Origin of the sequence: Limnochorda sp. L945t (assembly GCF_035593305.1) — a bacterium.
In the GTDB taxonomy this organism is placed as follows: Bacteria; Bacillota; Limnochordia; order Limnochordales; family Geochordaceae; genus Carboxydichorda; species Carboxydichorda subterranea.
The window spans coordinates 1,166,146-1,192,625 of record NZ_CP141615.1; the positions used below are offsets into that span (position 1 = coordinate 1,166,146).

Here is a 26,480-nt window from a genome sequence, read left to right on the forward strand (position 1 = left end):
CAGGCATTGAGTACGGCCGTTGACGGGACGAGCACATACGGGGTTGCGGCAAAGACCGCGTCGTCGTGGCTCTCGCAGGGCCAGGAGGTCAGCACGGACGACTTCCTCAAGCTCCTGACGCTGCAGCTCAAGTACCAGAACCCCCTGGAACCCATGAAGGAGACGGAGTTCGTCACGCAGCTCGCGCAGTTCAGCCAGCTCGAGGCCGAGCGGGGGATCCACGCGCTGACGGCGCGCCTGGTCGAGACCCAGATGCTCTCGCAGGCGGCCGAGCTGCTGGGGCGCACGGTGCTCCTGCGGCCGCCGGACTCGGATGAGTTCGTGCAAGGCGTCGTGGAGAAGGTCAAGGTGGTCGACGGCATGCCCCGCCTCGTGGTGGGCGGCCAGGAGTATCCCCTCTCCGACGTGGCAGAGGTCGTGAAGTGATGGTGGGGCCACAGGGCATCGGAGCCAACGGCAACGCTCGCCCGGTGCAACCGGCCGGACGACCCCGGCCGGCGCCGCCGGCGCTGCCGACCGGGGCGAGGGGCGGGTCGTTCCAGCAGATCCTGGGCGAGGCCATCGCTCGCCGGGAAGGCTTACGCTTCTCCGCCCACGCGCAGCGGCGGCTGGCCGAGCGCCGGATCGCCCTCACGCCGGAGCGGCGGGAGCGCCTGGAGGAGGGCGTGGCCCGGGCCGAGGCCAAGGGGGCCCGGGAAGCGGTGGTGATGATCGACCGGCTGGCGTTCGTGGTGAGCGTCAAAAACCGGACGGTCATCACGGTGGTCGACGAACCGCAACTCAAGGAGAACGTGTTCACCAACATCGACAGCGTCGTGTTCGGTTGAACGGCGCCACGAAGGCGAACGATGCGCCGTCGGCAGGCCGGACCTCCGGTGGGAGGAAGCCTGCCGCGAACGGGCGGCCGCCGAACGACGGAGGCAGCCGCCTCGAAGGCAGGGAGGTCAGGGAGCGGATGTTACGGTCCCTTTTCTCGGGCGTGTCGGGCATGCGCACGCACCAGCTCGACATGGACGTGATCGCCGATAACATCGCCAACGTCAACACGACGGGCTTCAAGGCGAGCAGGATGACGTTCAAGGAGGTGTACAGCCAGCTCCTCAAGGGGGCGCGTGCGCCTCTCGGCAACATGGGGGGTGTCAACCCGGTACAGGTGGGCCTGGGCGTGACGACCGGGTCGACGGATACGCTGTTTACCCAGGGCGCTCCCCAGGCGACCGGGCGGGACACCGACCTCTCCATCAACGGCAACGGCTTTTTCGTGCTGACGGACGGCACCAACCGGTACTACACGCGGGCCGGAAACTTCACCGTGGACAGCAACGGCAGCCTCGTCTACACCAACGGCATGAAGGTACTCGGGTGGAACGCCAAGACCGGTGTAGCAGGTGCCTGGGTCATCGACACCAACGCGGACGCTGAACCCATCGACCTCTCCAGGGTGACGTCAATGCCGCCGAAACGAACGGAGAACGTGAGCCTCGGAGGGAATCTGAGCAGCGACCCCAATGCACCTGCTCAAGTCATCCGGTCCCTGGATATCTTCGATTCCCTGGGTGCAGTACACACCTTGCAGCTCACGTTCGATAGGCAAGCGAATACCAATGACTGGGATGTCTCGGCATCACTTGATGGTGCTCCGTCGACCGTGTCCCCCGGGAGTATCACCTTCGATGATTCAGGGGTACCGGACCCGCCTGCCGCCCCGCTGACAGTCAACCTTGCTGTGGGTTGGACTTTGTCGGTTGGCTGGAATGGCATGACGAGTAACGCCGCCGAGAGCAGCCCCAGCGTGCTCACGCGGGACGGGTATGCGCCGGGTTCGCTGGTGCGCTTCACCATCGACGACCTGGGCGTGATCAAAGGGGTCTTCTCCAACGACATGACCATGGATCTGGCACGCATCGCGCTGGCGACGTTCCCCAACCAGGAGGGGCTCGTGAAGCAGTCGGACACGCTGTTCACCGAGTCCGGCAACAGCGGCCCGGCCAACGTCGACGCCCCGGGCGTGGGCAACCGAGGGTTGCTGATCCCGGGCTTCCTCGAGATGTCCAACGTGGACCTGTCGCAGGAGTTCACCAACCTGATCCTCGCCCAGCGAGGGTTCCAGGCCAACTCCCGGGTCATCACCACGTCGGACGAGATGCTCCAGGAGCTCATGACGTTGAAGCGCTAAGGGCAAGGCCGGGGCGGCGGGGGACGGGACGGTCTCCCGTCGCCGCCCCGGCGACGTGCGGACGGAGAGGGCGTAGGTTGCAGGAAGCCCGGCCGCAGGCACGGGCCGGGCCGGGGGCCGCAGGCCGCAGCGAGGCGGCCCGGTCGAAGCGAGGAGGCCGGCATGGCCATGATCAAAGTCCACCGGCTCGACGGCAAGGAGTTCGTCGTCAATGCCGACCTCATCGAAACGGTCGAAAAGACGCCGGACACGGTCATCTCGCTCGCCACGGGGCGCAAGCACGTGGTGGCCGAGAGCGTGGACGAGGTGATCCGGTTGGTGGTGGAGTTCAACCGGCAGCGGATGCGCCCCGAGACCCTCTCCGCCGGCGAACGACCCTCCGTCGGACGGGGCGCCGTCGCAGGGCAGGCCTCCCAGAGCGAGCGCCTCGAACCCGAGCGGAAGTAGAGCGGCGACGCACCAGGAAGGACCCGGTGCAGGGCAGGAGGTCCGCGGGCTGTGGATGTCACCACGATCCTGGGCATACTCATCGGGCTCGGCCTCATCGGCGGGTCCATCATGATCGGGGGGAGCATCCTCCCGTACCTCGACCTGCCGTCGTTGTTGCTGACGATGGGGGGCACCGTGGCGGCCACCATCATCAACTACCGGGGCCGCCAGCTCACGAACGCGCTCCGGATCATCGGCATCGCTGCGGGGCATCGCAGTTTCCAGCCGGACGAGCTCATCCGCCTCATCGTCCGCCTGGCGGAGAAAGCCCGGCGCGAGGGCCTTCTCGCCATGGAAGAAGAGGCGGAGACCATCCGGGATCCCTTCCTGCGCCGGGGCATCCAGCTGGTCGTGGACGGCACGGATCCCGAACTCGTACGCAACATCATGGACATCGAGCTGACCTTCATCGAAGAGCGCCACCGCCAGGGCCAGGCGCTGTTCGAGTCGCTCGCGGTCTATGCGCCGGCGTTCGGCATGATCGGCACCCTGGTGGGGCTCATCCGCATGCTGGGCAAGCTCCACGATCCGGCCACCGTTGGGCCTGCCATGTCTCTGGCACTGTTGACCACCCTTTACGGCGCTCTGGCCGCCTACCTGGTCTTCACGCCCATCGCCGGCAAGCTGCGGGTCAAGAACGACGAGGAAGTCATGATCCGGGAGATGATGATCGAAGGCGTGCTCTCGATCCAGGCGGGCGAAAACCCCCGCATCGTGGAGGAGAAGCTGCGCTCCTTCCTGCCCCCGGCGCGCAAGGAGCCGGCCCGCTCCGCCCGTCCTCAGCCCGGCCGGGCCACGTCGACCCCACCTCAACCGGCGGTGACCAGCGGTGCGCGGGCTCGCTAGCGGCCGGCAGCGCCGGAAGGGCACGGGCGTCAACATGAGCGCCCCCCAGTGGATGGTGACCTATTCGGACATGGTCACCCAGCTTTTGGCGCTGTTCGTCATCCTCTTCGCCATCTCGACGGTGGACATGCAGCGTTTCGAGGCCATCATGTCGGCTTTCCGCGGCGCCATCGGTATCCTGGACACGGGGCGCTCCTTCGAGCCGCAGTCGTCGGTCGGCAGCCCCCCGATCGCCATCGCGCCCAACCCCACGTCGGCGTCGTCGGTGCAGATCCAGCAGGTCTACCGGGAGCTCGCTCGAGTCGTCGAGGCCGAGGGGCTCGGCGAAGGCGTGAAGCTCGTGCCCGAGGAGCGCGGCATCGTGGTGCGCTTCGCCGACCGCGTGCTGTTCGACCTGGGCAAGGACGAGCTCCGCCCGGAGTCGATGCGGGCCCTCGACGTGGTGGCCGGCGTGTTGAAGCAGATTCCCAACGACGTGCGGGTGGAAGGGCACACGGACAACCTGCCCATCCACAACGAACGCTTCGCTTCCAACTGGGAGCTGTCCGTCGCCCGGGCCACGCGGGTGGTGCGGTACCTGATCGAGCGCCACGGCTTGACGCCGGCTCGCTTGTCGGCCGCCGGCTACGGGGAGTTTCACCCGCTGGTGCCCAACACGTCCGAGGCCAACAGGCAGAAAAACCGCCGCGTCGACGTGGTGATCCTCAGGACCGGCCTCAAGGAGGAGCCGGCCCGGTAGAACCGACCCAGGGATGGAGTGATGCCCTTTGGCCGTGCAACAACCTCCGGCGCCCCCGGCGCCGGCTCCGGAACCCCGATCCCGGGGCAGCGGCGTCGCCTGGGCGATCCTGATCGTCGCGCTCATCATCGCGGCGTCGACGGGCAGCGCCTTCCTGGCCTACTTGATGTTCAACCGAGCACTGCCCGCACCCGCTCCTCAAAGCGCGGTGACGGTCAGAGAGCCGGCGGCCCCACCACCCCCGTCATCGGCCTGGGCATCCGGGACCGCACCGCTCGGCCCGACTCTGGACGCCGGGGAGTTCATCGTCAACCTGGCTCCAGGGCCGGGGATGACCATACGGTACGTCCGGATGGGCGTGGTCATCGAGGGTGACCGCAAAGAAGTGGTCGCCGAACTGGAGAAGCGCCAGCCTCAGGTGCGCGACACCATCATCGCGGTCGTGCGGGCCAGCCGGTTCGAGGAACTCGCGACGGCCAAGGGGGGAGACGAGCTGCGCGGGCGGATCGTGGAGGCTTTGCAGAAGCTGGTCGTCCGGGGAAGAGTGGTGAACGTCTATTTCACCGAATTCGTCATTCAATAGAGGCGACGCCGGGGCCCGCAGAGCCGAGCCTGCGCCGGCGTCGTCTCCGGCGCCGGGCGGTCGCAGCACGGTGGTACGGGTGGGGCCCGGCGCGCGTATCCCGGGGCCACCAGAACCGTCCGCTCCTGCTCCCGGCGACGCCGTGGAAGTGCATCCCGTGCGCTTCGGCGAACTGCAGCCCGGACAGGCTGAGGGAGAGGCCCACAACCTCAACCTGCTGCTGGACGTGGGCGTCACCCTCACGGTGGAGATCGGGCGGGCCCGGCTCACGCTGGGCCAGGTGATGGAGCTGCGGCGGGGCAGCGTGGTCGAGCTCGACAAACTCGCCGGCGAGCCGGTCGACGTGCTGGTCAACGGTAAGCTGGTCGCCCGCGGCGAGATCGTGCTGCTGGACGAGAAGTTCGGGATCAAGATCAACGACATCGTGACCCGGGCGCGCCGTGCCCGGGAGCTCCCGTGACGGATCGGGCGAGGGGGAGGGCATGGAAGGCGGCGTAGGCTGGGGCGACGTGCTCCGGGTGGTGGGGGCGCTGGCGCTCCTCGGGCCGCTCGCCTACCTGGCGAGCCGGGCCGTGGCGAGCCGTGGCCTGGCCCGCTCCTCCCGGATCCTGCGGGTCGTCGACACGCTGGCCCTCGGGCAGGGCAAGGCGCTTTACCTCGTGGCCGTGGGGCACTACCTGTTGCTCGTGGGGCTGAGCGGGCAGACCATCCGGCGCCTGGCGACATGGGACGACCCGGCGCTGTGGGAGCACATCCACGCCGCCTCTTCCCGGGGCACCCCGGGGGACTGGCTTTTTCGACGCGCGCCGTGGGGAAGGGGGAAGCCGGCCGGAGATGCGCCCCGGCCGTTCGAAGGCCACGGGGGCGACGGCACCAGCATCGGCCGGCCATCCGACCATGAGGCTCCTTGACCGGTCCGGCCGGTACCACAGCCGGCTCCTGGTGGGGCTTCTTTTTTTGACGCTCGTGTGGGCAGGCTCGGGCGCGCCCGCGTGCGCCGCCGCTGCTGCGCCGGCGCCGCTTCGCCTGCCTTCGATCGAGCTGCGGCTCAACGGCCAGCCGCCGCAGGCGCCCGACCTGGTCACGACCCTTCAGATCCTGGTCCTCTTGACCGTGCTGAGCCTGGCGCCGGCGATCCTGGTGATGGTCACCTCCTTCACCCGCATCGTCATCGTCCTCTCTTTCGTGCGCAACGCGCTCTCGACTCCGCAGGTGCCTCCCAACCAGGTGCTGGTGGGGCTGGCACTCTTCTTGACTTTCTTCACCATGCACCCCACCTGGCAGAGCGTGTACTCGCAGGCCATCGCCCCGTACCTGCAGGGTGAGATCGGCCAGCAGGAGGCGCTCCGGCGGGGGGAACTGCCGTTGCGGGACTTCATGTTCCGCAACACCCGGGAGAAGGACCTGGAGCTCTTCGTCTCGGCCTCGGGCTCCCCCCGGCCCGAGCGGCGGGATCAGGTCCCGACGTACCTGCTGATACCGGCCTTCGTCATCAGCGAGCTGAAGACGGCTTTCCAGATGGGCTTTTTGATCTTCGTACCCTTCCTGGTTATCGACATGATCGTGGCCAGTACCTTAATGTCCATGGGCATGTTGATGCTGCCGCCCGTCATGATCTCGCTGCCGTTCAAAGTGCTGCTCTTCGTGATGGTGGACGGATGGCACCTCGTCACCAGGGCGCTGTTGACGAGCGTGAAGTAGGGGAGGGGAGCGTCCTTGAGCGAAGCCACCGTGCTGACGCTGGGCCGGGACGCCATCGTGACCGTGCTGCTGGTCTCGGGCCCGCTGGTGGGGCTGGGGCTCGTCGTGGGGGTCGTGGTCAGCATCCTGATGGCGACGACCCAGATCCAGGAGCAGACCCTGGCCTTCGTGCCCAAGATCCTGGCGACGCTGCTCGGGATGCTCGTCTTCGGCGCGTGGATGATGAGGACCCTGCTCGACTTCACGAACCGCATCCTGGGCAATCTGACGTCGTTCATCAGCTGAGAGAAGGGGCGGCGGGGGATAGCGGTGGGCTCGGTGGCGGCGTTCGTCCTGGTGTGGGTACGGACCTCGACCCTCGTCCTGATCGCCCGCCCGGTCTTTGGCCAGCCGGGGGTGCCGGCGCTGGCGCGCCTCGGCCTGTCGGCGGTACTGGCGTGGCTCCTGCTGCCGCTCGTGCCCATCGCGCCGGAGGCGATCCTCCAGGGCCTCGCCGCGCCGGGCGGCGCAGCCGCCGGGTCCGGGCTCGGACCTGCCTGGGCCGGCTGGGCCTACGCCCTGGCCCGGGAGGCGGTCGTGGGGGCCGTCATGGCGTTCGGGATCAACACCGTGTTCGCCGCCATCATGCTGGCGGGGCAGCTGGTGGATCTGCCGATGGGCTTCAGCGTGGTCAACGTCATCGACCCGACGATGGGCCAGGAGGTCCCCCTCATCGGGCAGTTCCAGATGCTGCTCGCGACGCTCGTCTTCTTCGGGGTCAACGGGCATCACGAGATGATCCGGGCGCTTGCGCAGAGCCTGCGGCTGGTGCCGCCGGGCGCGATGGCGGCGTCGGGGGTGTTGCTCGATGCGACGCTGGATACGTTCGCTCAGGCCTTCTTGCTCGGCATCCGCCTCGGGGCGCCCGTGATGGCCGCCCTGTTCCTCTCCGACGTGGCCCTGGCGGTGGTGGCCCGGGCGGTACCGCAGCTCAACGTCTTCGTGGTCGGCTTCCCGGTCAAGATCGTGCTCGGCTTCGTCGCCATCCTGCTGGCGCTGCCCGCCTTCACGGGAGTCCTGTCGGGGATCTTCGGAAAGGGAGGGGGGATGTGGGAGTGGGTGGGCCGCATGGTTTCCGGGCTCACACCGTGACGACGCGCCCGCTCCTGCCCTCTCCGCTCCGCTTCGACCTGCAGCGCTTCGCCGACGGTGAGCGCACGGAGCCGGCGACTCCTCGCCGCCGCCAGGAGGCTCGAAAGCGCGGCCAGGTGGCCCGCAGCATGGACCTTACCATGGCGCTCGTGATTCTCGGCGGGGCGCTCATGGTGCGGGGGGTCGCACGCCTCTTGATCGGCGACGTCCGGGCGCTCGGGACACGTCTTTGGGGCGGCGCGTTCTGGGAGCAGGAACTCACCCTGGACACGCTGCGCCAGGTCGGCTGGGCCGGGCTCGTCTCCGCCCGGGGGGTCGTCCCGTTCGTCGTCGGGGTCGGCCTGGCGGGGCTGGCGGCGCAGGTGGCCCAGGTGGGCTTCCTGGCGTCGGGCACGCCCCTCGAACCGCAGCTCGCCCGCATCAACCCGGTGGCAGGCTTCGGGCGGCTCTTCTCGGCCCGCTCCCTGGTGGAGCTGGCCAAGTCGGCGGCCAAGGCCCTGGTCGTCTTCTGGGCCGCCTACGGCTTCATCCGCGACGTGGTCACGGGGGCCGGTGACATGGTGGGATCCGACCCGCTCCATGCGGCGGCCTGGGTGGGGGAGCTGGCGTACGGGCAGCTCCTGCGCATGGGCCTGGTGCTGCTCGTCATCGGCATCGCCGACTACGCCTACCAGCGGTGGGAGTACGAGCAGAGCCTGCGCATGAGCCGCCACGAGCTGCTCGACGAGTTGAAGCAGTCCGAGGGCGACCCGCACGTGCGAAGCCGCATCCGCTCCCGCATGCGCCAGATCGCCATGCGGCGCATGATGCAGCAGGTGCCCCGGGCCAGCGTGGTCGTCACCAACCCGACCCACGTCGCCGTCGCCCTGGCCTACGAGCCCGACCGCATGGAGGCCCCCGAGGTCGTCGCCAAGGGCCAGGACTGGTTGGCGCAGCGCATCGTGCAGACCGCCCGCGAGCACGGCGTGCCGGTGGTGGAAAACCCGCCCCTGGCCTGGTCGCTGTGGGACACCGCGGAGGTGGGCCAGGCCATCCCGCCCGACCTGTACCGGGCCGTGGCCGAGGTGCTCGCTTACGTGTACCGGCTCCGGCGTCCGGCCGGGGCCGCCGGCAGGAGGAGGTAGCATCCCGTGGCCATTTCGCAGCGAGCGAGGATGATGCTGGGGGCGGCCGGGCGCTCGGACGCGGCGGTCTTCGTGGCGGTCGTCGCCATCGTGCTGATGATGGTCCTCCCGCTCCCGCCCGCCTTGCTCGACCTGCTGCTCGCCACCAACATCACGCTGTCGCTGTTGATCTTGCTCCTGACCATGAATGTCAAGGAGCCGCTGCAGTTTTCGGTCTTCCCCTCGGTGCTGCTGGTGGTCACCCTCTTCCGGCTCGCGCTCAACATCTCGTCGACGCGCCTCATCCTGCTGCACGCCTACGCCGGGCGGATCATCGAGGCGTTCGGGCAGTTCGTCGTGGGGGGCAACTACCTGGTTGGGTTCGTGATCTTCCTCATCCTGGTCGTCATCCAGTTCATCGTCATCACCCGCGGCGCCGAACGCGTGGCCGAGGTGGCGGCACGCTTCACCCTCGACGCGATGCCCGGCAAGCAGATGAGCATCGACGCCGACCTCAACGCCGGGCTCATCAGCGAGCAGGAGGCCCGGGCCCGGCGCCAGGCCATCGAGCGCGAGGCGGACTTCTACGGGGCCATGGACGGCGCCAGCAAGTTCGTCAAAGGCGATGCCATCGCGAGCGTGGTCATCACCCTCATCAACGTCCTCGGCGGACTGGCGGTCGGCATGCTCCAGATGGGCATGGACGTGGCCGAGGCGCTGCGCCGTTACACGCTGCTCACGGTGGGCGACGGGCTCGTGACCCAGATCCCGGCCCTCTTGGTCTCCACCGCCACCGGCATCATCGTGACCCGCACCTCGTCCGAGGAGAACATGGGCCAGGACATGACCCGCCAGCTTTTCGGCCAGCCCCGCACCCTGGGTGCGGCGGCCGGCGTCCTGCTGGTGCTGGCGCTGGTGCCGGGGCTTCCGACCCTCCCCTTCCTCGCGCTGGCCGGGGTGGCCGCGGCTGCCGCCTCGGCGATGTCGCGGGAGCAGCGGCGAGCGGCAGAGAAGGCAAGGCTCGCCGCGGTGGAAAAAGAACGGGAAGAGGCCAAGCGCCCCGAGGCCGTCATGAGCCTGCTCCAGACGGACCCGGTGGAACTGGAGATCGGCTACAGCCTCATCCCGCTGGTCGACCAGTCCCACGGCGCCGAACTCCTGGACCGTATCACCATGGTGCGCCGCCAGGTCGCCCTCGACCTGGGGGTCGTGGTGCCGCCCATCCGCATCCGGGACAACATGCAGCTCAAGCCCAACAGCTACGTGATCAAGCTGCGAGGCGTGGAGATTGGCAAGGGTGAGCTCTTCCCCAACCACCTGCTGGCCATGGACAGCGGGCAGGGGCTGGACGCCCTGTCGGGCATCCGGACCCATGAGCCTGCCTTCGGCTTGCCGGCGGTCTGGATCTCCCAGGAACTGCGCGACCAGGCGGAGGCGGCGGGCTGCACGGTGGTCGACGCGCCCTCGGTGCTGGCGACGCACCTGAGCGAACTCCTGCGGCGCCACGCCGCGGAGCTCCTCGGCCGCCAGGAGACGCGCGTGCTGCTCGACCACGTGAAGAGCTTCAGCGCCGCGGTGGTGGAGGAGCTGGTGCCGGACCTGCTGGGACTGGGCGAGGTGCAGAAGGTCCTGCAGCACCTGCTGCGGGAGGGCGTGCCCATCCGGGACCTCGTGACCATCCTCGAGGCGCTGGCCGACTCGGCGCGCGAAAGCCGCGACCCCGAGGTGCTCACCGAACACGTGCGGGCGGCGCTGGCCCGCCAGCTCTCGCACCTGTACGCCGAGCCGGACGGCACGATCCCTGTCATCACGCTGGCCCCGGCTCTGGAGCAGCGCCTGGAGGAGCTGGCCGCTTCCCCGGCGGCGCCCCTCGACCCGCAGTGGCTGCAGCAGCTGGTGGTGCGGCTGGGCCGCGCGCAAGAGGAGGCGGCAGCCCGGGGCAAGCAGGCGGTGGTGCTGTGCAGCCCCGGCGTGAGGCGCTACCTGCGCCGCCTCATCGAGCGGCCCCTGCCTCGCCTTCCGGTGATGTCGTTCGCCGAAGTGGCGTCGGGCTTCCAGGTCAAGAGTGAAGCGGTGGTGGACGTACCCGATGCGGCTTAAGCGCTACGTCGCTTCCAGCATGCAGCAGGCCCTCGACCAGGTGCGCCAGGACATGGGCGACGCGGCGCTCATCGTGCAGACGCGGCAGTGGCGTGCCTGGTGGAAGCCGTGGGGGCCTCCCAAGGTCGAGGTGGTGGCCGCCCTCGAGCGAGGCCACGAGGGTGTCTCCGCTCCCCCAAAGGCGCGGCCCGGGCCTGCGGTGCCGGCGGCCCCCCGGGCCGGGACGGGCGTCTTGCCCGGCCAGGTCACCCCGCGCAGCCCCGGTGCCCCGGGCCGCCCCCGCGCTCCCTTGCCACCGGCCCGCCCGGTGGCCAGGGCGCAGGAGACGGTCTGGTTCGACCGGCTCACCCGCTCCGACGTCGAGCCGGCGACCGCCTGGGAGCTGGTGCGCCAGGCGGCCCAGCTGTCCGAGCTCTCCGGCCAGGACCTCGAGGAGGCCCTGGCCCGGCAGGTGGCGTCGAGCGTCAGCACCGAGCCGGTCTGGCACAAGGGCGATCGGCCCCGGGTGGCCATGCTGGTGGGGCCCACCGGGGTCGGCAAGACCACCACGGTGGCCAAGCTCGCCGCCAACTTCTCCCTCATCGGCGGCTGGAAGGTGGGGCTGGTGAGCACCGACACCTTCCGGGTCGGAGCCATCCAGCACCTGCGGCTGTACGCCGACCTGCTGGGCGTGCCGATGCGGGTGGCCGACCGCCCCGAGCGGTTGCGGGAGATCCTGTCCGATTTGGACGAGGAGCTGGTGCTGGTGGATACCACGGGGCACAGCCCCGGAGATCGGGCCCGCCTGCAGCAGGTGCTCGCCCTGAGCCAGGCCCTGCCCCCGGGATCCCACATGCTCCTGGTGGTGCCGGCCACGCTGCGCCAGGCGGACATGCAGGAACTGGTGGACGCATACCGGCCGCTGCCGCTTTCGGGCGTGGTGGTGAGCAAGGTCGACGAGACCCGCCGCCGCGGCGCCCTCGTCAACGCGCCCCGCTGGGCCGGCAAGCCCCTGGCCTACATCACGACCGGTCAGGGCGTGCCGGACGACATCGAGGCGGCCGACGGGGCTGCCGTCGCCCGCTGGGTCCTTTCGCCATGGGTGGACGAAGCGATCTTCGAGCGCCTGGGCGAGCGGACAGAGGCATAGGGGGGCATGGGAGGTGGCACGCGCGAACGGTCGACCCGGCTCCGCCGGCTGGACGCCGCCGGTCGCCGACCAGGCGGCGGGCCTGCGGGCGCTCTTGGCCGGCGTGTCCGGGCCCGGGCCGTCGCCGCCGGCGGCGGAGGAGGCCGCCGGAACGGCGCCGGCGGGGCTTGCCCGGGTGATGGCCATCACCAGCGGCAAGGGCGGGGTCGGCAAGACGAGCCTGGCCGTCAATCTGGCCCTGGCCCTGCAGCAGATGGGGACGAAAGTGGCCCTGGTGGACGCCGACATGGGCATGGCCAACGTGGACATCTTGATGGGGCTGGTGCCCGAGCGGCACCTCGGCGACCTCGTGGAGGGGCGATGCACGCTGGACGAGGCGATTTGTGCCGGGCCCGAGGGGGTCGTCGTGCTGCCGGGGGCCTCGGGGCTGTGGGAGCTCGCTTCGATCCGGGGCGAGCCGCTCCAGCGCCTGCTGCAGGAGATCCGCCGGCTCGACCGGCTGGTGGACCTGGTGCTGGTCGATACCGGCGCCGGCATCGGCGAGCAGGTGCTCACCATGCTCCGGGCGACCCCGGAGGCCGTGCTCGTCGTGACTCCGGAGCCCACCTCGCTCACCGACGCGTACGGGCTGGTCAAGGTGCTGGCCCGCTCCGGGAGCCTGCCCCGGTTGCATTGCGTGGTCAACATGCACAAGAGCGCCCACGAGGCCACCGCCGCGGCGAATCGCCTGCGGACCGTCGCCCGGCGGTTCCTGGGGATCGAGATCACCCCCCTCGGGAGCGTGCCGTTCGACCCGGTGGTGAGCCGGGCCGTGCTCGACCAGGTACCCCTTCTCTTGCGCTTTCCGCACAGCGCGGCCGCCGGCGCCGTCCGGGAAATTGCCGGCCGCCTGGCCCAGGCTCCGGCTTCGCAGCGAAGCCGGTCCGGAGGACTGAGCGGCACCCTGCGGCGAATGCTGCGAGGGTGGGCGTGACGGCCGAGGAACCAGCCGACTAGCGGAACGGGGGGTCGGAAACGGGAGTGGCGGCGCAGGAACCACCGGTAGCACTCAACGATCTGGTGGAGGTCGAAGTGCGGGAGGGCCCCATGGCAGGGCGGTACCGGACCCGCGTGGAGGGGGTAGCCCCTGGCCGCCTGACGCTGGCGGTGCCGATGTACCGCGGGGCCAAAGTTTCCATTCCCGTCGGCTCGGCGGTGAGCGTGCTGGTGCTGAAGGCGGACCCCGTCCGGGGAGCGCGTTACCAGGGCGAGACCCGGGTGATCGAGCGGCTGGAGGAGCGACAGGTCCCCCTGGTGGTGTTGGAGATGCCCCGGTGGCAGCGCATCCAGCTCCGGAGCTTCCTGCGGGTCCCGGTGCGGGTGCCGGTGCGCTGGCGCAGGCCTGTCCCGCCCGGCAGTCCCGGCGGCGCCTGGGGAGAAGCGGAGAGCCGGGACCTGGGGGGTGGCGGCGTCCTGCTGTGGTTTCGCGACGGCCCGTGGATGGACCCCGGGACGGCGCTCGAGCTCGCCCTGGAGCTCCCCACGGGCATCGTCGAGGCTGCGGGTGAGGTGGTGCGGGTGGTGGAGCCGCAGCAGGCCGAGCAAGAAGGCCGCGAGGTGGCCGTCAAGTTCACGGGCATCCTGGAGCGGGACCGGGATCGCATCATTGCCTACTTGCTGCGCCGGCAGGCGGAGATGCGGCGCATGGGGCTCATCTGAGGAAGGCGTGGGAACGCGGGTGGCAACCGAACCGGAGGTCGCGTCTTTGCCCGTCTCCTCCCGGCTGGCCGCCGTGTGGAAGGAGTTCAAGGAGCACCGCTCCCCGCACTTGCGGGAGCAGCTCATCCTGGAGTACGCCCCGCTGGTCAAGCACGTGGCGGGACGCCTGGCGGTGGTGCTGCCCCCTTACGTGGAGTTCGACGACCTGGTCAGTTACGGCATCTTCGGGCTCGTGGAGGCGGTGGAGCGCTACGACTTCGAGCGGGGCGTGAAGTTCGAGACCTATGCGGCGGCCCGGATCCGGGGCGCCATCATCGACGGGTTGCGGGCGGCGGACTGGGTACCCCGGTCAGTGCGGCACAAGGCCCGGGAGCTGGAGAAGAAGCTGGCCCAACTGGAAAGCCAGCTCGGAAGGGCCGCCAGCGACGAAGAGATCGCCAACGCGCTCGGCATCTCGATGCAGGAGTACGACCGGCTGATGAGCGAGCTGGCGGGGGCGCAGCTGGTCTCCCTGGACGAGGTATGGGTGGCCGACCCCGAGGAGGAGAGCCAGCTCAAGCTGATGGAGACCGTCTCCGACGCAGCCTCTCCGAGCCCCGCCGAGGAAGCGGAAGAGCGTGACCTGGAGCGCATGCTGGCGCAAGCCATCGATCGGCTGCCCGAGAGGGAGCGCCTCGTCATCGCCCTCTACTACAAGGAGGGGTTGACGCTCAAGGAGATCGGGCGGGTGCTCGGGGTGACCGAGTCGAGGGTGTGCCAGATCCACACCAAGGCCATCGTGCGCCTTCGCTCGCACCTGCAGCAGGCGAGCTGACGCCGTACGTGAGGCCCGCCCGAGCGCGGGGCGGACAGTGGACCGCAAAGGGGAGGGAAAGGCCCGGAGCCCTCAACGATGTCCATGCGCAACGTGGACCTGCAGACGCTTCTCCCGAGGGCCCAAGAGGCGTCACGAGCCCAGGACGCCACGCACCGCCAGCTTCAGATCGCGCAGCAGGCCACCTCCGAGCAAACCCGCCGTTCCCAGGAACAGCAGGCCCGCCAGGTGCGCGCCCCTGACCGGACGGAGCACAGGCGAGTCAGCGACGCCACCGACGAACACCGCCGCCGCCAGCGACAGGATCGCCCCGCCGCGCAGCGCGCTCGGGCCCGGGAGAGTCGCAAGCCTGCTCCGGCCGAGCCGGCAGCTGCCTTTCGCCCTCCTGCGGTACCGGGCCTCGGGCAGCACGTGGACGTGCGGGCGTGATTGAGAAGCCAGGGGCCCTGTGATATACTACGCCCCGGCGTTTACCAGCACACACGCCGTTCTTGCGACCCGGGCGGCGGTGCCGGGGCAGGGTTCGTCCCGCTCGGCTCCCCCGGGGATGAGGCGGCGGCGGTCAACAACCGAGCGCCGGGGAGGAGGTGAACGGGATGGCTGTCATCTCCATGAAGCAGCTGCTGGAGGCCGGCGTCCACTTTGGCCACCAGACCCGCCGGTGGAACCCCAAGATGGCCCGCTACATCTACACCGAGCGCAACGGGATCTACATCATCGACCTGCAGGAGACCGTCCGCAAGCTCGACGAGGCGTACCGCTTCGTCAAGGAGACGGTCCAGGACGGCGGGACCGTGCTCTTCGTCGGTACCAAGAAGCAGGCTCAGGACACGGTCAAGGAAGAGGCCCAGCGCTGCGGCATGTTCTACGTCAACCAGCGGTGGCTGGGCGGCACGCTCACCAATTTCAATACCATCAAGGGGCGGCTGCGCCGGCTGGACGAGCTCGACCGGATGGAGACCGAGGGCGTCTTCGACCGGCTCCCCAAGAAGGAAGTCCTGCAGCTGCGCAAGGAGAAGCAGAAGCTGGAGCGCTTCCTGTCCGGCATCCGTCACATGCAGACCCTTCCCAGGGTTCTGTTCGTGATCGATCCCCGCAAGGAGGCCAACGCCGTCCGGGAGGCCCGCAAACTCGGGATCAAGGTGGTCGCGATCGTCGACACCAACTGCGACCCGGACGAGGTGGATTACGTGATCCCGGGCAACGACGACGCCATTCGGGCGGTACGGCTCATCACCCACAAGATCGCCGACGCGGTCATGGAGGCCCGGGAGGGCCAGGAGGGGCCGGCGGCCAGCGAGGCGGGTGAGCAGGCCCACGAGCAGCAGGGCGCGGTACCGGAGGGCCAGGAGCAGACGGTCTATCCGGTGGATGGCGAGGCGGCACCCGGCGACGGCGGCTCCCAGGGCGGCGTCGCCGTCGAGGCCGAAGCGTCTCGGGGTGACGTGTACACCAAAGCGGGTTCGTAACAGCGTGGATCGACGAGGGCCTGGCGATGGGTGGTGCGGCAGCCCTGCAAGGAAAGGCTGCCGCACCATTGTCATGGGGACAACCTAATCCGGGAGACCATGGAAGGCGGGTATGCACACGTGGCGGAGGTCACTACGGAACGTATCCGGGCCCTTCGCGAGCGCACGGGGGCCGGGATGATGGACGTGAAACGGGCCCTGGAGCAGGCGGGCGGCAACGAGGAGGAGGCCATCCGCATCCTGCGGGAGAAGGGCCTGGCCCAGGCCGCCAAGCGGGCCACCCGCAAGGCGCTGGAAGGCGTCATCGAGACCGTCGTGCTCCCCGAGCGAGGGAGGGCCGCCATCATCGAGCTCAACTGTGAGACGGACTTCGTGGCCCGCACGGGCGACTTCCGGGCGCTGGCTCGCGCGCTGGCGGAGCACGCGGCCTTCGTGGGCGACGAGGTGGATCCCAGGGACCCATCGGCCCACGCGGATCCCCGGGGCGAGTCCTCCGTGGCGCGGGTGGACGCGTTCCTCGACCGGCCCCTGACCGGCAAGCCGGGGCTCACGGCCCGGGAGCTCCTGACCGAAACGGCCGCCCGGTTGGGCGAGCACGTGCGGCTGCGCCGGTTCGTAACCTTCGTAGCGGGGGCGCGGATGGTCGAGACCTACGTCCATGGGGATGGCCGCATCGGGGTCCTGCTCGAGGCGGAGGTGAGCCCGCAGGAAGCGGCCGACCGGGCCGAGGTGCGGGCCATGGTGCGGGACCTTGCCATGCAGGTGGCGGCGTTCAGGGCCGAGTACGTGGATCGGTCCCAGGTGCCCGAGGCAGTCAAGGCCCGCGAGCGGGAGATCTACCGGACGGCGGCGCTCAACGAAGGCAAGCCCGAACGGGTGGTCGATCGCATCGTCGAGGGCCGGCTCGAAAAGTTCTATCAGGAGGTGTGCCTGCTGGATCAGCCGTACATGAGGGACGGCAGCGTGAGCGTTTCGCGCCACCTCCAGCAGGCGAGCGGCGCCCTGGGGGTCAAGGTCGGCTTGCGGCGGTTCGCCAGGTTCGAGCGGGCCGAGCAGCTCGCTTCCGACGACCAGCAGGAGTAACGTCCAGGGGCCGGCGACCCAAGGAGTGCGAGCTCCTGGGGGAGAACTCATGTCCGGGGCGGGTGGTTCGGCGATGGCAACCCCATACCGGCGCGTCGTGCTGAAGCTCAGCGGGGAGGCGCTGGCAGGCAACGCGGAGTTCGGCATCGACCTTCCCACCGTGGAGCGCCTGGCGCAGGCCGTGCGTACCCTCAGCCAGATGGGCATCCAGGTCGCCATCGTGGTCGGAGGCGGCAACATCTGGCGAGGGTCGCAGGCGGCGGAGCGGGGGATGGACCGCAGCACCGCAGACTACATGGGCATGCTCGCCACGACCATCAACGGCCTCGCTTTGCAGGAGGTGCTGGAGCGCCTCGGGGTGGCGACCCGGGTCCAGTCGGCCATCGAGATGCGCCAGGTGGCCGAGCCCTATATCCGCAGGCGGGCCATCCGGCATCTGGAGAAGGGCCGGGTGGTCATCTTCGCCGCCGGCACGGGCAACCCGTTCTTTTCGACCGACACCGCGGCCGCCCTGCGCGCGGCGGAGATCGAGGCCGAGGTCATCCTCATGGGCAAGCGCGGCGTGGACGGCGTGTACGACGCCGACCCGCGCAAGCACCCGGGCGCTCACCGCTTCGAGAGGCTCACCCACTTCGAGCTGATCCAGCGGGGGCTGGACGTGATGGATCCCACCGCGGCCTCCTTGTGCATGGAAAACCGGATCCCGATCATCGTCTTCGACATCGGGGAGCCCGACAACATCGTGAGGGCAGCGACCGGAGAACGCGTCGGGACCACTGTGGGCGGGGGTGTTTCGGGTGGCTAAAGAGGGCGATTGGAAAGCATTGCTGCAAGAAGCCGGGGAGAAGATGAAAGCGGTCGTACAAGCCACCCGGCGGGAACTCGCAGCAATTCGCACCGGGAGGGCGTCGCCGGCTCTCTTGGAGCGGGTGGTGGTGGATTACCACGGTGCACCCGTGCCGCTCAACCAGCTCGCCTCCATCACGGCGCCGGAGCCGCGCACCCTGGTGGTGCAGCCGTGGGACCGTTCCATCCTCAAGGAGGTGGAGCGGGCCATCCTCAAGTCCGACCTGGGCGTGACCCCTACCAACGACGGTAACGTGGTGCGCCTGGTGCTGCCCCAGTTGACCGAGGAGCGGCGACGGGAGCTGGTGCGGCTGGCACGCAAGCAGGCCGAGGAGAAACGGGTGACCATCCGCAACGTCCGGCGCGACGTCAACGAAGAGCTCAAGAAGTGGGAAAAGGCGAAACTGGTGTCGGAAGACGACGTGCACCGGGCTCAGCAGCAGGTGCAGCAGCTCACCGACCGGTACATCGAGGAGGTCGACCGGGTCCTGGAGAGCAAAGAGAAGGAGATCATGGAGGTCTGACCGGTTGGACCAGGAGCGGCGAGAGCCCGCGGCGGCGGGCGGGGCCGGCCCGGAAGCGCCGCCGGACGTGGTCGGGCTGGAGCTCGAGGCGGCGCTGCGGCGCCTGGGCGGGCGCTACCGTTGCACGCTGCGCTTCACGGCGCCGCCCCGGCCCAGGGGGGAGAAGGGGGCGGTACGCGTCGTCGCGCAGCGGCGCGTGATGCGGCCGGGCACGGAGGCCTTGCACGCCATCGAGCTCGTGTGTGCGAGAGAGTATTACGAGCAACGCCCCGGCCTCGACGGGGAGGCGTGAGGATGCATGACGCCGGCTCCGTAGGCTCGTCGGCCCCGCGCCCCCACCGGATGCTGGCGCGGCTGGCCGACCGGGTCTGGCTGCACCTGGCCGAGAGCAGCTGGCCCTGGATCAACGTGCGCAGCGAAGAGCATCGCCTGCTGATGGAGCTGGACCCGGCGCGTATCCCACGGCACGTCGCCATCATCATGGATGGCAACGGACGGTGGGCGCAGCGCCGCGGGCTGATGCGGACCGCCGGCCACAGGGCCGGGGTGCGCAGCCTCAAGGAAGCGGTGCGTACCTGTGCGAAACTGGGCGTCGAGGTTTTGAGCGTCTTCGCTTTCTCCACGGAAAACTGGCAGCGTCCGGCCGCGGAAGTGGACATGTTGATGCGCCTGCTCACGGAGGTGCTCCGGGAAGAAATCGACGAGATCGACGAAGCGGGGGTGCGGGTTCACGCTATCGGCCGCCTGGATGGGTTGCCCCAGGACGTGGTCCAGCAGATTCGCGCAGCCGAGGCTCGCACCCGGGCCAATCGCCACATGCTGCTCAACGTTGCGCTCAACTACGGGGGACGGGCCGAGATCGTGGACGCAGCCGTACGCCTGGCCCAAGACGTGGCGGCCGGCAAGGTCTCCCCGGAGACGGTCGACGAGGAGAGCTTCTCCCGTTACCTGTACACGGCCGGCCTTCCGGACCCGGACCTCCTGATTCGCACGGGAGGCGAGTATCGCGTCAGCAACTTCATGCTCTGGCAACTGGCCTACTCGGAGCTATGGGTCACACCGGTCTTCTGGCCGGATTTCCGGCGCGTCCACCTGCTGCAGGCCATCGTCGATTACCAGCGACGTCATCGCCGCTTCGGAAAGGTCTAGAGCGCGGTGTTCGCCCGGCGAGCCGTGACGGCGGCGGCAGGCGCGCCCATCCTGCTGGTCACGCTGTACGCGGGTGGCGTTTGGTGGGCGCTGACGCTGGCCATCATTGCGGTATGGGGCTCGCTCGAGCTGGGCGATCTCTTCGTCGCGAAAGGCGCCGGACAGCCCCAGCGCGACGTCCTGATCCTGGCGGGGTTGGCGGGAGTCTTGCTGGCGCCGGCCATGCAACATCTCGCCGGCACGCACTGGCCCCGGACCCTGCCGCTGCTGCTGCCGACGCTCGTGCTGGGGTATGCGGCCTTGCGGGCATGGCTGCGCGGGGCGAGCGTGCTCCTGGAGGCCGCGGCGGCCGCCTTCGCCTTTTCGTACGTGGGGGTGCTCATGGGCTTTTGGTGGTTGCTGCGCAGCCATCCCGAGCTCGGTTGGCCGTACGCCATGGTGGTGCTGGTCGGGACCTGGGCGACCGACATCGGCGCCTTTGCGGTCGGGCGCCTGATGGGGCGCCACCGGCTGCTCCCCAGGGTGTCGCCGGGCAAGACGTGGGAGGGCGCCATCGGAGGGGCCGTCGTGGGGTGTGCCGTGGTGGTGTGGTTGGGCGGAAAGGTGGCGCAGATGGCCGGCTGGATGCCGGTGGGGTTGGGAGCGGTGACGACGGTGGCGGCCCAGCTCGGGGACCTTGCGGAGTCGGCGCTCAAGCGCGACGCTAACGTGAAAGATTCCGGTTGGCTTTTGCCGGGACACGGCGGTATCCTGGACCGGATGGACAGTGTCCTGACCAGCGGGCTCGCCGCTTATCTCTTTGCCATCCTGATGGCCAGGCTGTAGGGGCGGATCGCGTGACGCTCAACGGGATCGTAGCCTTCGTTCTCGTCTTCGGTACCATCGTGCTCGTGCACGAATTGGGCCACTTCCTGGTGGCCAAAGCCGTGGGGGTCATGGTCCGCGACTTCTCCATCGGCTTCGGGCCCGCTCTGGTGCGCTGGAGGCGGCGGGGCACGTACTACTCGTTGCGACTGCTGCCGCTGGGGGGCTTCGTGCGCCTCGAGGGCATGGAAAACCCGGCCGAGTCGCCGCCGGGTGACCAGGGCGAGCCGCCGCTGGCGCCGTCCGACCCACGGCGATTCACCAACCGCCCGATGTGGCAGAGGGTGCTCACCATCGCCGCCGGCCCGGCCATGAACTTCGTCCTGGCCGGGGTATTGCTCGCCTACTTCTTCGTGCCGCCCGTCGTCCAGGGGATCGAGCCGGGAGGGCCGGCGGCCGTGGCCGGGATCGAGCCGGGAGATCGGATCGTGCGCATCGGCGACCTCCGCACCCCCACCGGCGCCCGGGTGCAGCGAGCCGTGCTGACCGCTCCCGAGGGCGCCAGGCTCCCGGTCTGGATCGAGCGGGACGGGCGGATCCGTCAGGTCGTGGTCGAGGTGGCCCGGCAAGACGGGCGGGGATACATCGGGATCCGGATGGGAGGGGCCCGCCCGTGGCCCCAGGCGTTGTACGGCGGATTCGTCCAGATGCTGGACTCGACGGGGGACATCGTCCGGATCATCGCCCGGATGCTCGGCGGAAGGGAGCCGGTCCAGGTCGCAGGCCCGGTCGGCATCTTCTCGATGGTCCAGGAGGCGGCCCAGCAAGGCCCGGCCAATCTGATCGGGCTGGCGGCCATCCTCAACATCAACCTCGGCCTCATCAACCTGCTGCCCCTGCCGGTGCTCGACGGCGGGTGGCTCCTGTTCATGGGGATCGAGTGGGTACGGCGCCGGCCCCTGGAGCCGCAGCTGCAGTCGCTGGCCCAGATGGTGGGGCTGATGCTGCTCATCGGATTGATGTTGCTGGCCACGTACTTCGACCTTCTGCGCGGGTAGGGGGACCTGTCAGCGATGCGGATGTCACAGCTTCTGGCACCGACGCTCCGGGAAGAGCCGGCAGAGGCGGAAAGCGACAGCCACCGCTTGATGCTGCGCGCGGGGCTGATCCGTAAGTCTTCGGCCGGGATTTACACCTACCTGCCGCTCGCCTTCCGGTCCCTTCGCAAGATTTCGGAGATCGTGCGCGAGGAGATGGACCGAGCGGGCGGGCAGGAGCTGCAGCTTCCCATCGTGCAGCCCGCCGAGTTGTGGGTGGAGACGGGCCGCTGGTACGAGTACGGCCCCGAGATGTTTCGCCTGAAGGACCGGCACGGGCGGGAGTTTTGCCTGGGCCCCACCCACGAGGAGATCATCACGGCGCTGGTGCGGGCGGAGGTGCGCTCTTACCGGCAGTTGCCGCTCCTGTTGTACCAGATTCAAAACAAGTACCGCGACGAGATCCGGCCGCGCTTCGGCGTCATCCGGGGCCGGGAGTTCATCATGAAAGACCTGTACTCGTTCGACCGGGACGAAGCCGGGCTCGAAGAGAGCTACCGCAAGATGTACGAGGCGTACTCCCGGGCGTTCCACCGATGCGGGCTGTCGACGACCGCGGTGGAGGCGGATCCCGGCGCCATCGGCGGCGACGTCACGCACGAGTTCATGGTGCTGTCTCCCATCGGGGAAGCCCAGGTCGTCCACTGCCGGCAGTGCGGCTATGCGGCCAACGTAGAGGCGGCTCCGGCCTCTGCGCCTCCCGCGCGACCGCAGGGCGCTCCGGCGACGGAGGCGCCGCCGGCCCCTCGCAAGGTTTCCACGCCGGGCGTGCGGACCATCGAGGATCTGGTCCGGTTCCTCGGCACGCCCGCGCACGCCATTCTCAAGACGCTGCTGTACGAAGGGGATGGGCGGCTCGTCGCAGCGGTAATCCGGGGCGATCACCAGCTCAACGAAGTCAAACTCGCCCGGGCCATTGGCCTCTCCTCGGTCCAGGCTGCCTCCCCCGAACGGGTCCGGGAGGTGACGGGGGCGCCTGCGGGCTTCGTCGGCCCCGTCGGTTTGAACCGGGTTGAAATCGTGGCGGATCCGTGGGCGATGGCGCTCGACGAGGCGGTCACGGGCGCCAACGAGGAGGACGCCCATCTGGTCGGCGTGGTCCCGGGACGCCACTTCTCGGCGGACCGGGTGACCGACATCCGGCTGGTCGTGCCCGGAGATCCGTGCCCCCGGTGCGGCGCTCCGCTCGACCGATCGGCCGGGATCGAGGTGGGGCAGATCTTCAAACTCCACACCAAGTACAGCGAGGCGTTGGGCGCCACGTTCTTGGACGAGGACGGCAAGGAGAAGCCGGTGGTCATGGGGTGCTACGGCATCGGCATCACCCGGACCCTGGCCGCCGTGATCGAGCAGCATCACGACGACAAGGGGATCATCTGGCCGGTGAGCGTGGCTCCGTATCACGCGGTGGTGGTTCCGGTCAACGTCAAGGATCGCGGCCAGATCGAGGCGGCCGAGCGGCTCTATCACGAGCTGACCGGGGCCGGCGTCGAGACGGTGCTGGACGACCGGGAGGAACGGCCCGGGGTCAAGTTCAACGACGCCGATCTGATGGGCTTCCCGTACCGGGTGACGGTGGGAGCGCGGCTGGCAGCGTCGGGGCAGGTGGAGATCCGCCGGCGCTCGGACGGGCGGGACGTGCCGGTCTCCCTGGACGAGGCCGCTTCGAAGGTGAGGGAGTGGCTCAGGGAGGACATGGAAGCGCTGCAGCCCCGCTGAGGAGTGTGAAGGCGCGGCGGGCTCGTTGCGCGCCTTTCCTGCGCGATGTTATAATAGCGCCTGGCAAGTGTAGCGGCTCTTGCGGCGGAAGAGTGGGATCCCCCCACTCTTTCGTTCTGTTGGGGGTAGCCAGGTGCACCCGAAGGCGATCGAGCAACTGGTCATCGAGCAGGCGGAGGCGGTAGCGAAGGAGCTCGGCATCGAGGTGGTGGACGTGGAGTTCCAGCCCGGTCCGCGGGGCCGCGTGCTGCGCGTCTTCATCGACAAGCCCGGTGGAGTGAGCGTGGAGGACTGCCGGGCGGTGAGCGTGCCCCTGTCCGGGGCGCTGGACCGGCTCGACCCCATACCCGGGCCGTACCGGCTCGAGGTCTCGTCGCCCGGCGTCGAGCGCCCTTTACGCAAAGCGGAGGATTTCGAGCGGTTCGCCGGCCGCGAGGTGGAGGTGCACACCTACGGCCCGGTCGAGGGGCGCCGCCATTTCACCGGGCGGCTGAAGGGCCTCGCAGGCGATCGGGTGCAACTCGAGATGGAGGACGGCAGCATGGTCGCGCTGCCACGGGAAGGGATCAGCAGGGCCAGGCTGCGGGTTCGCTGGCAGGGGGCTGTGGAGCGATGAATCTCGAGCTGATGGGCGCTCTCAACGAACTGGAGAAGGAGCGTGGGATCTCCCGGGAGGTCTTGCTCAAGGCGATCGAAGACGCCATCGAGTCGGCCTTCCGCAAGTCCTCGCAGCCCCACCAAAACCTGCGGGTCGACTTCGACGACCGCAGCGGGCGGGTGCGCGTCTTCGCCCGCAAGGCGGTCGCGGAGAAGGTGACCGACCCTTCGACGGAGATCTCGCTGGAAGAGGCGCAGCGGATCAACCCGCGCTTCGAGGTCGACGACGTGGTCGAGGTCGAGCTGACTTTGCCCGACCTGGGGCGGATCGCCGCGCAGACCGCCAAGCAGGTGGTGGTGCAGCGGATCCGGGAGGCCGAGCGGAGCCGGGTGTACGAGGAGTACCACAGCCGGGAGGGGGACATCCTGACCGGCATCGTGCGGCGGATCGAGCACCGCAACGTATACGTGGACCTCGGCCGCGCCGAGGGAGTCATGCCGCCTTCGGAGCAGGTCGCGACCGAGCGGTACACGCCGGGTACCCGGATGAAGTTTTACCTGGCGGAGGTGAGCAAGACCGCCAAGGGGCCGCAGCTGGTGCTCTCCCGCAGCCATCCGGGTCTGGTGCGGCGGCTGTTCGAGCTCGAGGTGCCGGAGATCCACGACGGGGTCGTGGAGATCCGGGCCCACGCGAGAGAAGCGGGGCACCGCTCCAAGATTGCCGTCTGGTCCACGGACCGCAACGTGGATCCGGTGGGCGCCTGCGTGGGGCCGCGGGGAGCCCGGGTCCAGCAGGTGGTCAAGGAGCTGCGGCAGGAGAAAGTGGACGTCATCGCCTGGGATCCCGATCCCGAGGTTTTCCTGGCCAATGCCCTGCAGCCGGCCCGGGTCCTCAAGGTGTACCTGGACCCCACCGACCGGTCGGCGAAGGTGATCGTGCCGGAGAAGGAGCTATCGCTGGCCATCGGCAAGGAAGGGCAAAACGCCCGGCTGGCCGCCAGGCTCACGGGCTGGCGCATCGATATCCGCAGCGAGGCGCAGTGGGCCGAGGTGCAGCAGGAGTTCGAGGAGAAGCGGCGCCAGTGGATGCAGGCCAGGCCGGAGGCCGCCGGAGCGGGGGCTGCCCGGGTGGGCCGGGAGGAGCAGCCAGCGACGGCAGGAGCAGCGGCGACCCAGGCGCCCCCCGCGGAGCGGCCCGCGGCGCAGCCGGCGGCGGGGGCGGCCCCCGCTCGCACCGAAACGCCGGCACAGTCGGAGCAAGTGCCGGTCCCTGCCGTGCCGGTGGCCGAGCCGAGCCGGGCGCCCCTCGAGGTGCCGGTCGATGCCGGGCCGGCCGTGCAGGCCGAAGAAGAGGAGATCCCCATCGAGCCGGAGCCCGTCAAGCCGGTGGAAGAAGAGGAGCAGCAGCTCAAGCAAAAGGGCGCCGGCAAGGTCCGCCGCATCAAGGGTGTGCGGCGCTTCGAGCGGCGCCACCTGGAGGAAGAGCTGGAGGAGGCCGAGTCTTTGCCGACCCTGTTCTCCTCCGAAGAGGAAGGGGAGCCCGAGGCCGCTCCCGCGCCCGAAGAGCCTGCTGTTCAGCGTCAGGAGGCCGCCCGCCGGGATACACTGGCCGTCCCGCTGTTCGCGGTAGCCAAGCGGGTGCTGGAGAGCCCCGCCACCCGGGAGGCCAAGGCGGACGGAAAGACCGAGGCCAAAGCGGACGGAAAGACCGAGGCGAAGGCCAAGGCGGCTCCGGCGCAGGCCGGGGAGGAGCGCGAGCGCCCGGAGGCTCCTCCTCAGCCGCAGGCGGCGGCTTCAGGGGCCCCGGCGGATGCAGCTACGACCAAGGCGGCGCCGGCTCCGACGGCTGCCCCGGCGGCGGCCGCAGCGGCCGCGCCGCGGCCGGCGGCCCAGCGGCGCGCCGAAGAGCGGGCGCGTGAGGCCGTCGAGGATGCCGACAAGAAGCCGAAGAAAGTGCTCCGCAGTTTGTCGGAGCTTTCTCTGGAGGACTTCGGGTTCCAGCGCCAGGGGCCGAAGCGGAAGGGGCGTTGAGGACGGTGAGCGCCCGGCAACAGCCCAGGCCGCGCAAGGTGCCCATGCGGACCTGCGTCGGGTGCCGCACCGTCCGGCCCAAGCGCGAGATGATCCGGATCGTGCGGACGCCGGAAGGGAGCGTCGTGGTCGACCCGACGGGTAAGCGGTCGGGCCGGGGGGCGTACATCTGCCCGCGGCCGGAGTGCCTCGAGGCTGCTCGGCGGGGGCGCCAGCTGGAGCGGGCGCTCGAACACCCCATCGAGGACGAGGTGTTCGACGAGCTGGCCCGGCAGCTGGCGGCCGCCGGCGGCGCACGGTAGGGTGGGCCGTGGCGGATCCGGCAACGTGGCTGGGGCTCGCGAGAAGGGCCAACAAGGCGGCCATCGGGCGAATGGCCTGCAGGCAGGCGCTCCGGGAAGGCCGCGTGCGGTTGCTCGTGGTGGCGCAGGACGCCTCGGAGGGTGCGGCCCGGTACTGGCAAGGCGAGGCCGAGCGGGCAGGGGCGGTGCGCGTGATCCGGTGGGGCACCCGCGTCGCGCTCGGTTCGGCGATGGGTCGGGGACCGGTGGCCGTCATAGGGGTGTGTGACGAGGGCCTGGCATTCCATTTCTTGGGTTCGGTGAGCGCACGGGACGCGAGCGGGCGGTCGCCGGCCGTTCAGGAGTGATGG

Annotated in this window: 31 protein-coding genes and 1 pseudogene; all 32 read left to right on the forward strand. The window is 69.6% G+C overall.

Annotation, left to right across the window (positions count from 1 at the left end; translation table 11 throughout):
* Positions 1–6 precede the first annotated feature (6 nt).
* The 32 genes and pseudogenes from U7230_RS05460 to U7230_RS05615 all read left to right on the forward strand — a co-directional run bounded on the left by U7230_RS05460 (position 7) and on the right by U7230_RS05615 (position 26,477).
* Positions 7–426 (forward strand): flagellar hook capping FlgD N-terminal domain-containing protein, encoded by a 420-nt coding sequence (locus U7230_RS05460; protein ID WP_324717726.1) that lies wholly within the window; start codon positions 7–9, stop codon positions 424–426.
* Positions 426–827: a TIGR02530 family flagellar biosynthesis protein gene (locus U7230_RS05465; protein WP_324718190.1), complete on the forward strand. Its 402-nt coding sequence runs from the start codon at positions 426–428 to the stop codon at positions 825–827. Before U7230_RS05460 ends, U7230_RS05465 begins: the two co-directional genes overlap by 1 nt.
* A gap of 128 nt (positions 828–955) precedes the next feature.
* Positions 956–2,176, forward strand: a complete 1,221-nt coding sequence (locus tag U7230_RS05470; RefSeq protein WP_324717727.1) for a flagellar hook protein FlgE — start codon at positions 956–958, stop codon at positions 2,174–2,176.
* A 168-nt stretch (positions 2,177–2,344) separates the two neighbouring features.
* Positions 2,345–2,623 carry a flagellar FlbD family protein gene (locus U7230_RS05475; protein ID WP_324717728.1) on the forward strand — a complete coding sequence of 93 codons (279 nt, stop codon included), beginning with the start codon at positions 2,345–2,347 and terminating at the stop codon, positions 2,621–2,623.
* A 51-nt stretch (positions 2,624–2,674) separates the two neighbouring features.
* On the forward strand, positions 2,675–3,511 hold the full coding sequence (locus tag U7230_RS05480) for a motility protein A (RefSeq protein WP_324717729.1): 837 nt from the start codon (positions 2,675–2,677) through the stop codon (positions 3,509–3,511).
* A gap of 34 nt (positions 3,512–3,545) precedes the next feature.
* Positions 3,546–4,250, forward strand: coding sequence for an OmpA family protein (locus U7230_RS05485; protein WP_324717730.1), 705 nt, complete (start codon positions 3,546–3,548; stop codon positions 4,248–4,250).
* A 34-nt stretch (positions 4,251–4,284) separates the two neighbouring features.
* Entirely contained in the window at positions 4,285–4,833 is a 549-nt protein-coding gene (locus U7230_RS05490) for a flagellar basal body-associated FliL family protein (protein WP_324718191.1), read from the forward strand.
* A gap of 70 nt (positions 4,834–4,903) precedes the next feature.
* Positions 4,904–5,293 carry a flagellar motor switch protein FliN gene (fliN, locus tag U7230_RS05495; protein WP_324717731.1) on the forward strand — a complete coding sequence of 130 codons (390 nt, stop codon included), beginning with the start codon at positions 4,904–4,906 and terminating at the stop codon, positions 5,291–5,293.
* 22 nt (positions 5,294–5,315) lie between these two features.
* A complete protein-coding gene (locus U7230_RS05500) occupies positions 5,316–5,744 on the forward strand; it encodes a FliO/MopB family protein (protein WP_324717732.1) in 429 nt (142 codons plus the stop codon).
* Positions 5,731–6,534 carry a flagellar type III secretion system pore protein FliP gene (gene fliP, locus U7230_RS05505; protein WP_404980572.1) on the forward strand — a complete coding sequence of 268 codons (804 nt, stop codon included), beginning with the start codon at positions 5,731–5,733 and terminating at the stop codon, positions 6,532–6,534. The genes U7230_RS05500 and fliP overlap by 14 nt, the downstream gene beginning before the upstream one ends.
* A gap of 15 nt (positions 6,535–6,549) precedes the next feature.
* Positions 6,550–6,819 carry a flagellar biosynthesis protein FliQ gene (fliQ, locus tag U7230_RS05510; protein WP_324717733.1) on the forward strand — a complete coding sequence of 90 codons (270 nt, stop codon included), beginning with the start codon at positions 6,550–6,552 and terminating at the stop codon, positions 6,817–6,819.
* A gap of 24 nt (positions 6,820–6,843) precedes the next feature.
* Positions 6,844–7,665, forward strand: a complete 822-nt coding sequence (locus U7230_RS05515) for a flagellar biosynthetic protein FliR (RefSeq protein ID WP_324717734.1) — start codon at positions 6,844–6,846, stop codon at positions 7,663–7,665.
* Positions 7,629–8,789 carry a flagellar biosynthesis protein FlhB gene (flhB, locus tag U7230_RS05520; protein WP_324717735.1) on the forward strand — a complete coding sequence of 387 codons (1,161 nt, stop codon included), beginning with the start codon at positions 7,629–7,631 and terminating at the stop codon, positions 8,787–8,789. The genes U7230_RS05515 and flhB overlap by 37 nt, the downstream gene beginning before the upstream one ends.
* A 30-nt stretch (positions 8,790–8,819) precedes the next feature.
* On the forward strand, positions 8,820–10,868 hold the full coding sequence (gene flhA / locus U7230_RS05525; protein ID WP_404980641.1) for a flagellar biosynthesis protein FlhA: 2,049 nt from the start codon (positions 8,820–8,822) through the stop codon (positions 10,866–10,868).
* Complete coding sequence (locus U7230_RS05530) at positions 10,858–11,997, forward strand: flagellar biosynthesis protein FlhF (protein WP_324717737.1); 1,140 nt, start codon at positions 10,858–10,860, stop codon at positions 11,995–11,997. The genes flhA and U7230_RS05530 overlap by 11 nt, the downstream gene beginning before the upstream one ends.
* A gap of 13 nt (positions 11,998–12,010) precedes the next feature.
* Positions 12,011–12,970, forward strand: coding sequence for a MinD/ParA family protein (locus tag U7230_RS05535; protein ID WP_324717738.1), 960 nt, complete (start codon positions 12,011–12,013; stop codon positions 12,968–12,970).
* 47 nt (positions 12,971–13,017) lie between these two features.
* Positions 13,018–13,695: a flagellar brake protein gene (locus U7230_RS05540; RefSeq protein WP_324717739.1), complete on the forward strand. Its 678-nt coding sequence runs from the start codon at positions 13,018–13,020 to the stop codon at positions 13,693–13,695.
* Positions 13,696–13,714: 19 nt separating this feature from the next.
* Complete coding sequence (gene whiG, locus U7230_RS05545) at positions 13,715–14,509, forward strand: RNA polymerase sigma factor WhiG (protein ID WP_324717740.1); 795 nt, start codon at positions 13,715–13,717, stop codon at positions 14,507–14,509.
* 78 nt (positions 14,510–14,587) lie between these two features.
* The gene (locus U7230_RS05550) at positions 14,588–14,938 is read left to right on the forward strand and encodes a hypothetical protein (protein ID WP_324717741.1); all 351 of its coding nucleotides are present in this window, start codon (positions 14,588–14,590) and stop codon (positions 14,936–14,938) included.
* A gap of 167 nt (positions 14,939–15,105) precedes the next feature.
* Positions 15,106–15,810 (forward strand): annotated as a pseudogene (gene rpsB / locus U7230_RS05555) (30S ribosomal protein S2); the annotation flags it as partial.
* Between the two features lie 288 nt (positions 15,811–16,098).
* The gene (tsf, locus tag U7230_RS05560) at positions 16,099–17,061 is read left to right on the forward strand and encodes a translation elongation factor Ts (RefSeq protein ID WP_324717743.1); all 963 of its coding nucleotides are present in this window, start codon (positions 16,099–16,101) and stop codon (positions 17,059–17,061) included.
* A gap of 73 nt (positions 17,062–17,134) precedes the next feature.
* Positions 17,135–17,866 (forward strand): UMP kinase, encoded by a 732-nt coding sequence (gene pyrH / locus U7230_RS05565; RefSeq protein ID WP_324717744.1) that lies wholly within the window; start codon positions 17,135–17,137, stop codon positions 17,864–17,866.
* A gap of 43 nt (positions 17,867–17,909) precedes the next feature.
* The gene (gene frr, locus U7230_RS05570) at positions 17,910–18,431 is read left to right on the forward strand and encodes a ribosome recycling factor (protein WP_324717745.1); all 522 of its coding nucleotides are present in this window, start codon (positions 17,910–17,912) and stop codon (positions 18,429–18,431) included.
* A gap of 4 nt (positions 18,432–18,435) precedes the next feature.
* The gene (locus U7230_RS05575) at positions 18,436–18,723 is read left to right on the forward strand and encodes a hypothetical protein (protein WP_324717746.1); all 288 of its coding nucleotides are present in this window, start codon (positions 18,436–18,438) and stop codon (positions 18,721–18,723) included.
* Positions 18,724–18,725: 2 nt separating this feature from the next.
* Positions 18,726–19,580 carry an undecaprenyl pyrophosphate synthase gene (locus tag U7230_RS05580; protein WP_324717747.1) on the forward strand — a complete coding sequence of 285 codons (855 nt, stop codon included), beginning with the start codon at positions 18,726–18,728 and terminating at the stop codon, positions 19,578–19,580.
* A gap of 6 nt (positions 19,581–19,586) precedes the next feature.
* The gene (locus U7230_RS05585) at positions 19,587–20,405 is read left to right on the forward strand and encodes a phosphatidate cytidylyltransferase (protein ID WP_324717748.1); all 819 of its coding nucleotides are present in this window, start codon (positions 19,587–19,589) and stop codon (positions 20,403–20,405) included.
* A gap of 11 nt (positions 20,406–20,416) precedes the next feature.
* A complete protein-coding gene (locus U7230_RS05590; protein WP_324717749.1) occupies positions 20,417–21,442 on the forward strand; it encodes a M50 family metallopeptidase in 1,026 nt (341 codons plus the stop codon).
* A gap of 15 nt (positions 21,443–21,457) precedes the next feature.
* Entirely contained in the window at positions 21,458–23,200 is a 1,743-nt protein-coding gene (locus U7230_RS05595) for a proline--tRNA ligase (RefSeq protein ID WP_324717750.1), read from the forward strand.
* A 133-nt stretch (positions 23,201–23,333) separates the two neighbouring features.
* A complete protein-coding gene (locus tag U7230_RS05600; protein ID WP_324717751.1) occupies positions 23,334–23,816 on the forward strand; it encodes a ribosome maturation factor RimP in 483 nt (160 codons plus the stop codon).
* A complete protein-coding gene (nusA, locus tag U7230_RS05605; RefSeq protein WP_324717752.1) occupies positions 23,813–25,828 on the forward strand; it encodes a transcription termination factor NusA in 2,016 nt (671 codons plus the stop codon). The genes U7230_RS05600 and nusA overlap by 4 nt, the downstream gene beginning before the upstream one ends.
* A gap of 5 nt (positions 25,829–25,833) precedes the next feature.
* Positions 25,834–26,130: an RNase P modulator RnpM gene (gene rnpM, locus U7230_RS05610; RefSeq protein WP_324717753.1), complete on the forward strand. Its 297-nt coding sequence runs from the start codon at positions 25,834–25,836 to the stop codon at positions 26,128–26,130.
* Positions 26,131–26,138: 8 nt separating this feature from the next.
* Positions 26,139–26,477, forward strand: a complete 339-nt coding sequence (locus U7230_RS05615; RefSeq protein ID WP_324717754.1) for a L7Ae/L30e/S12e/Gadd45 family ribosomal protein — start codon at positions 26,139–26,141, stop codon at positions 26,475–26,477.
* The last annotated feature ends 3 nt before the right edge of the window (positions 26,478–26,480 follow it).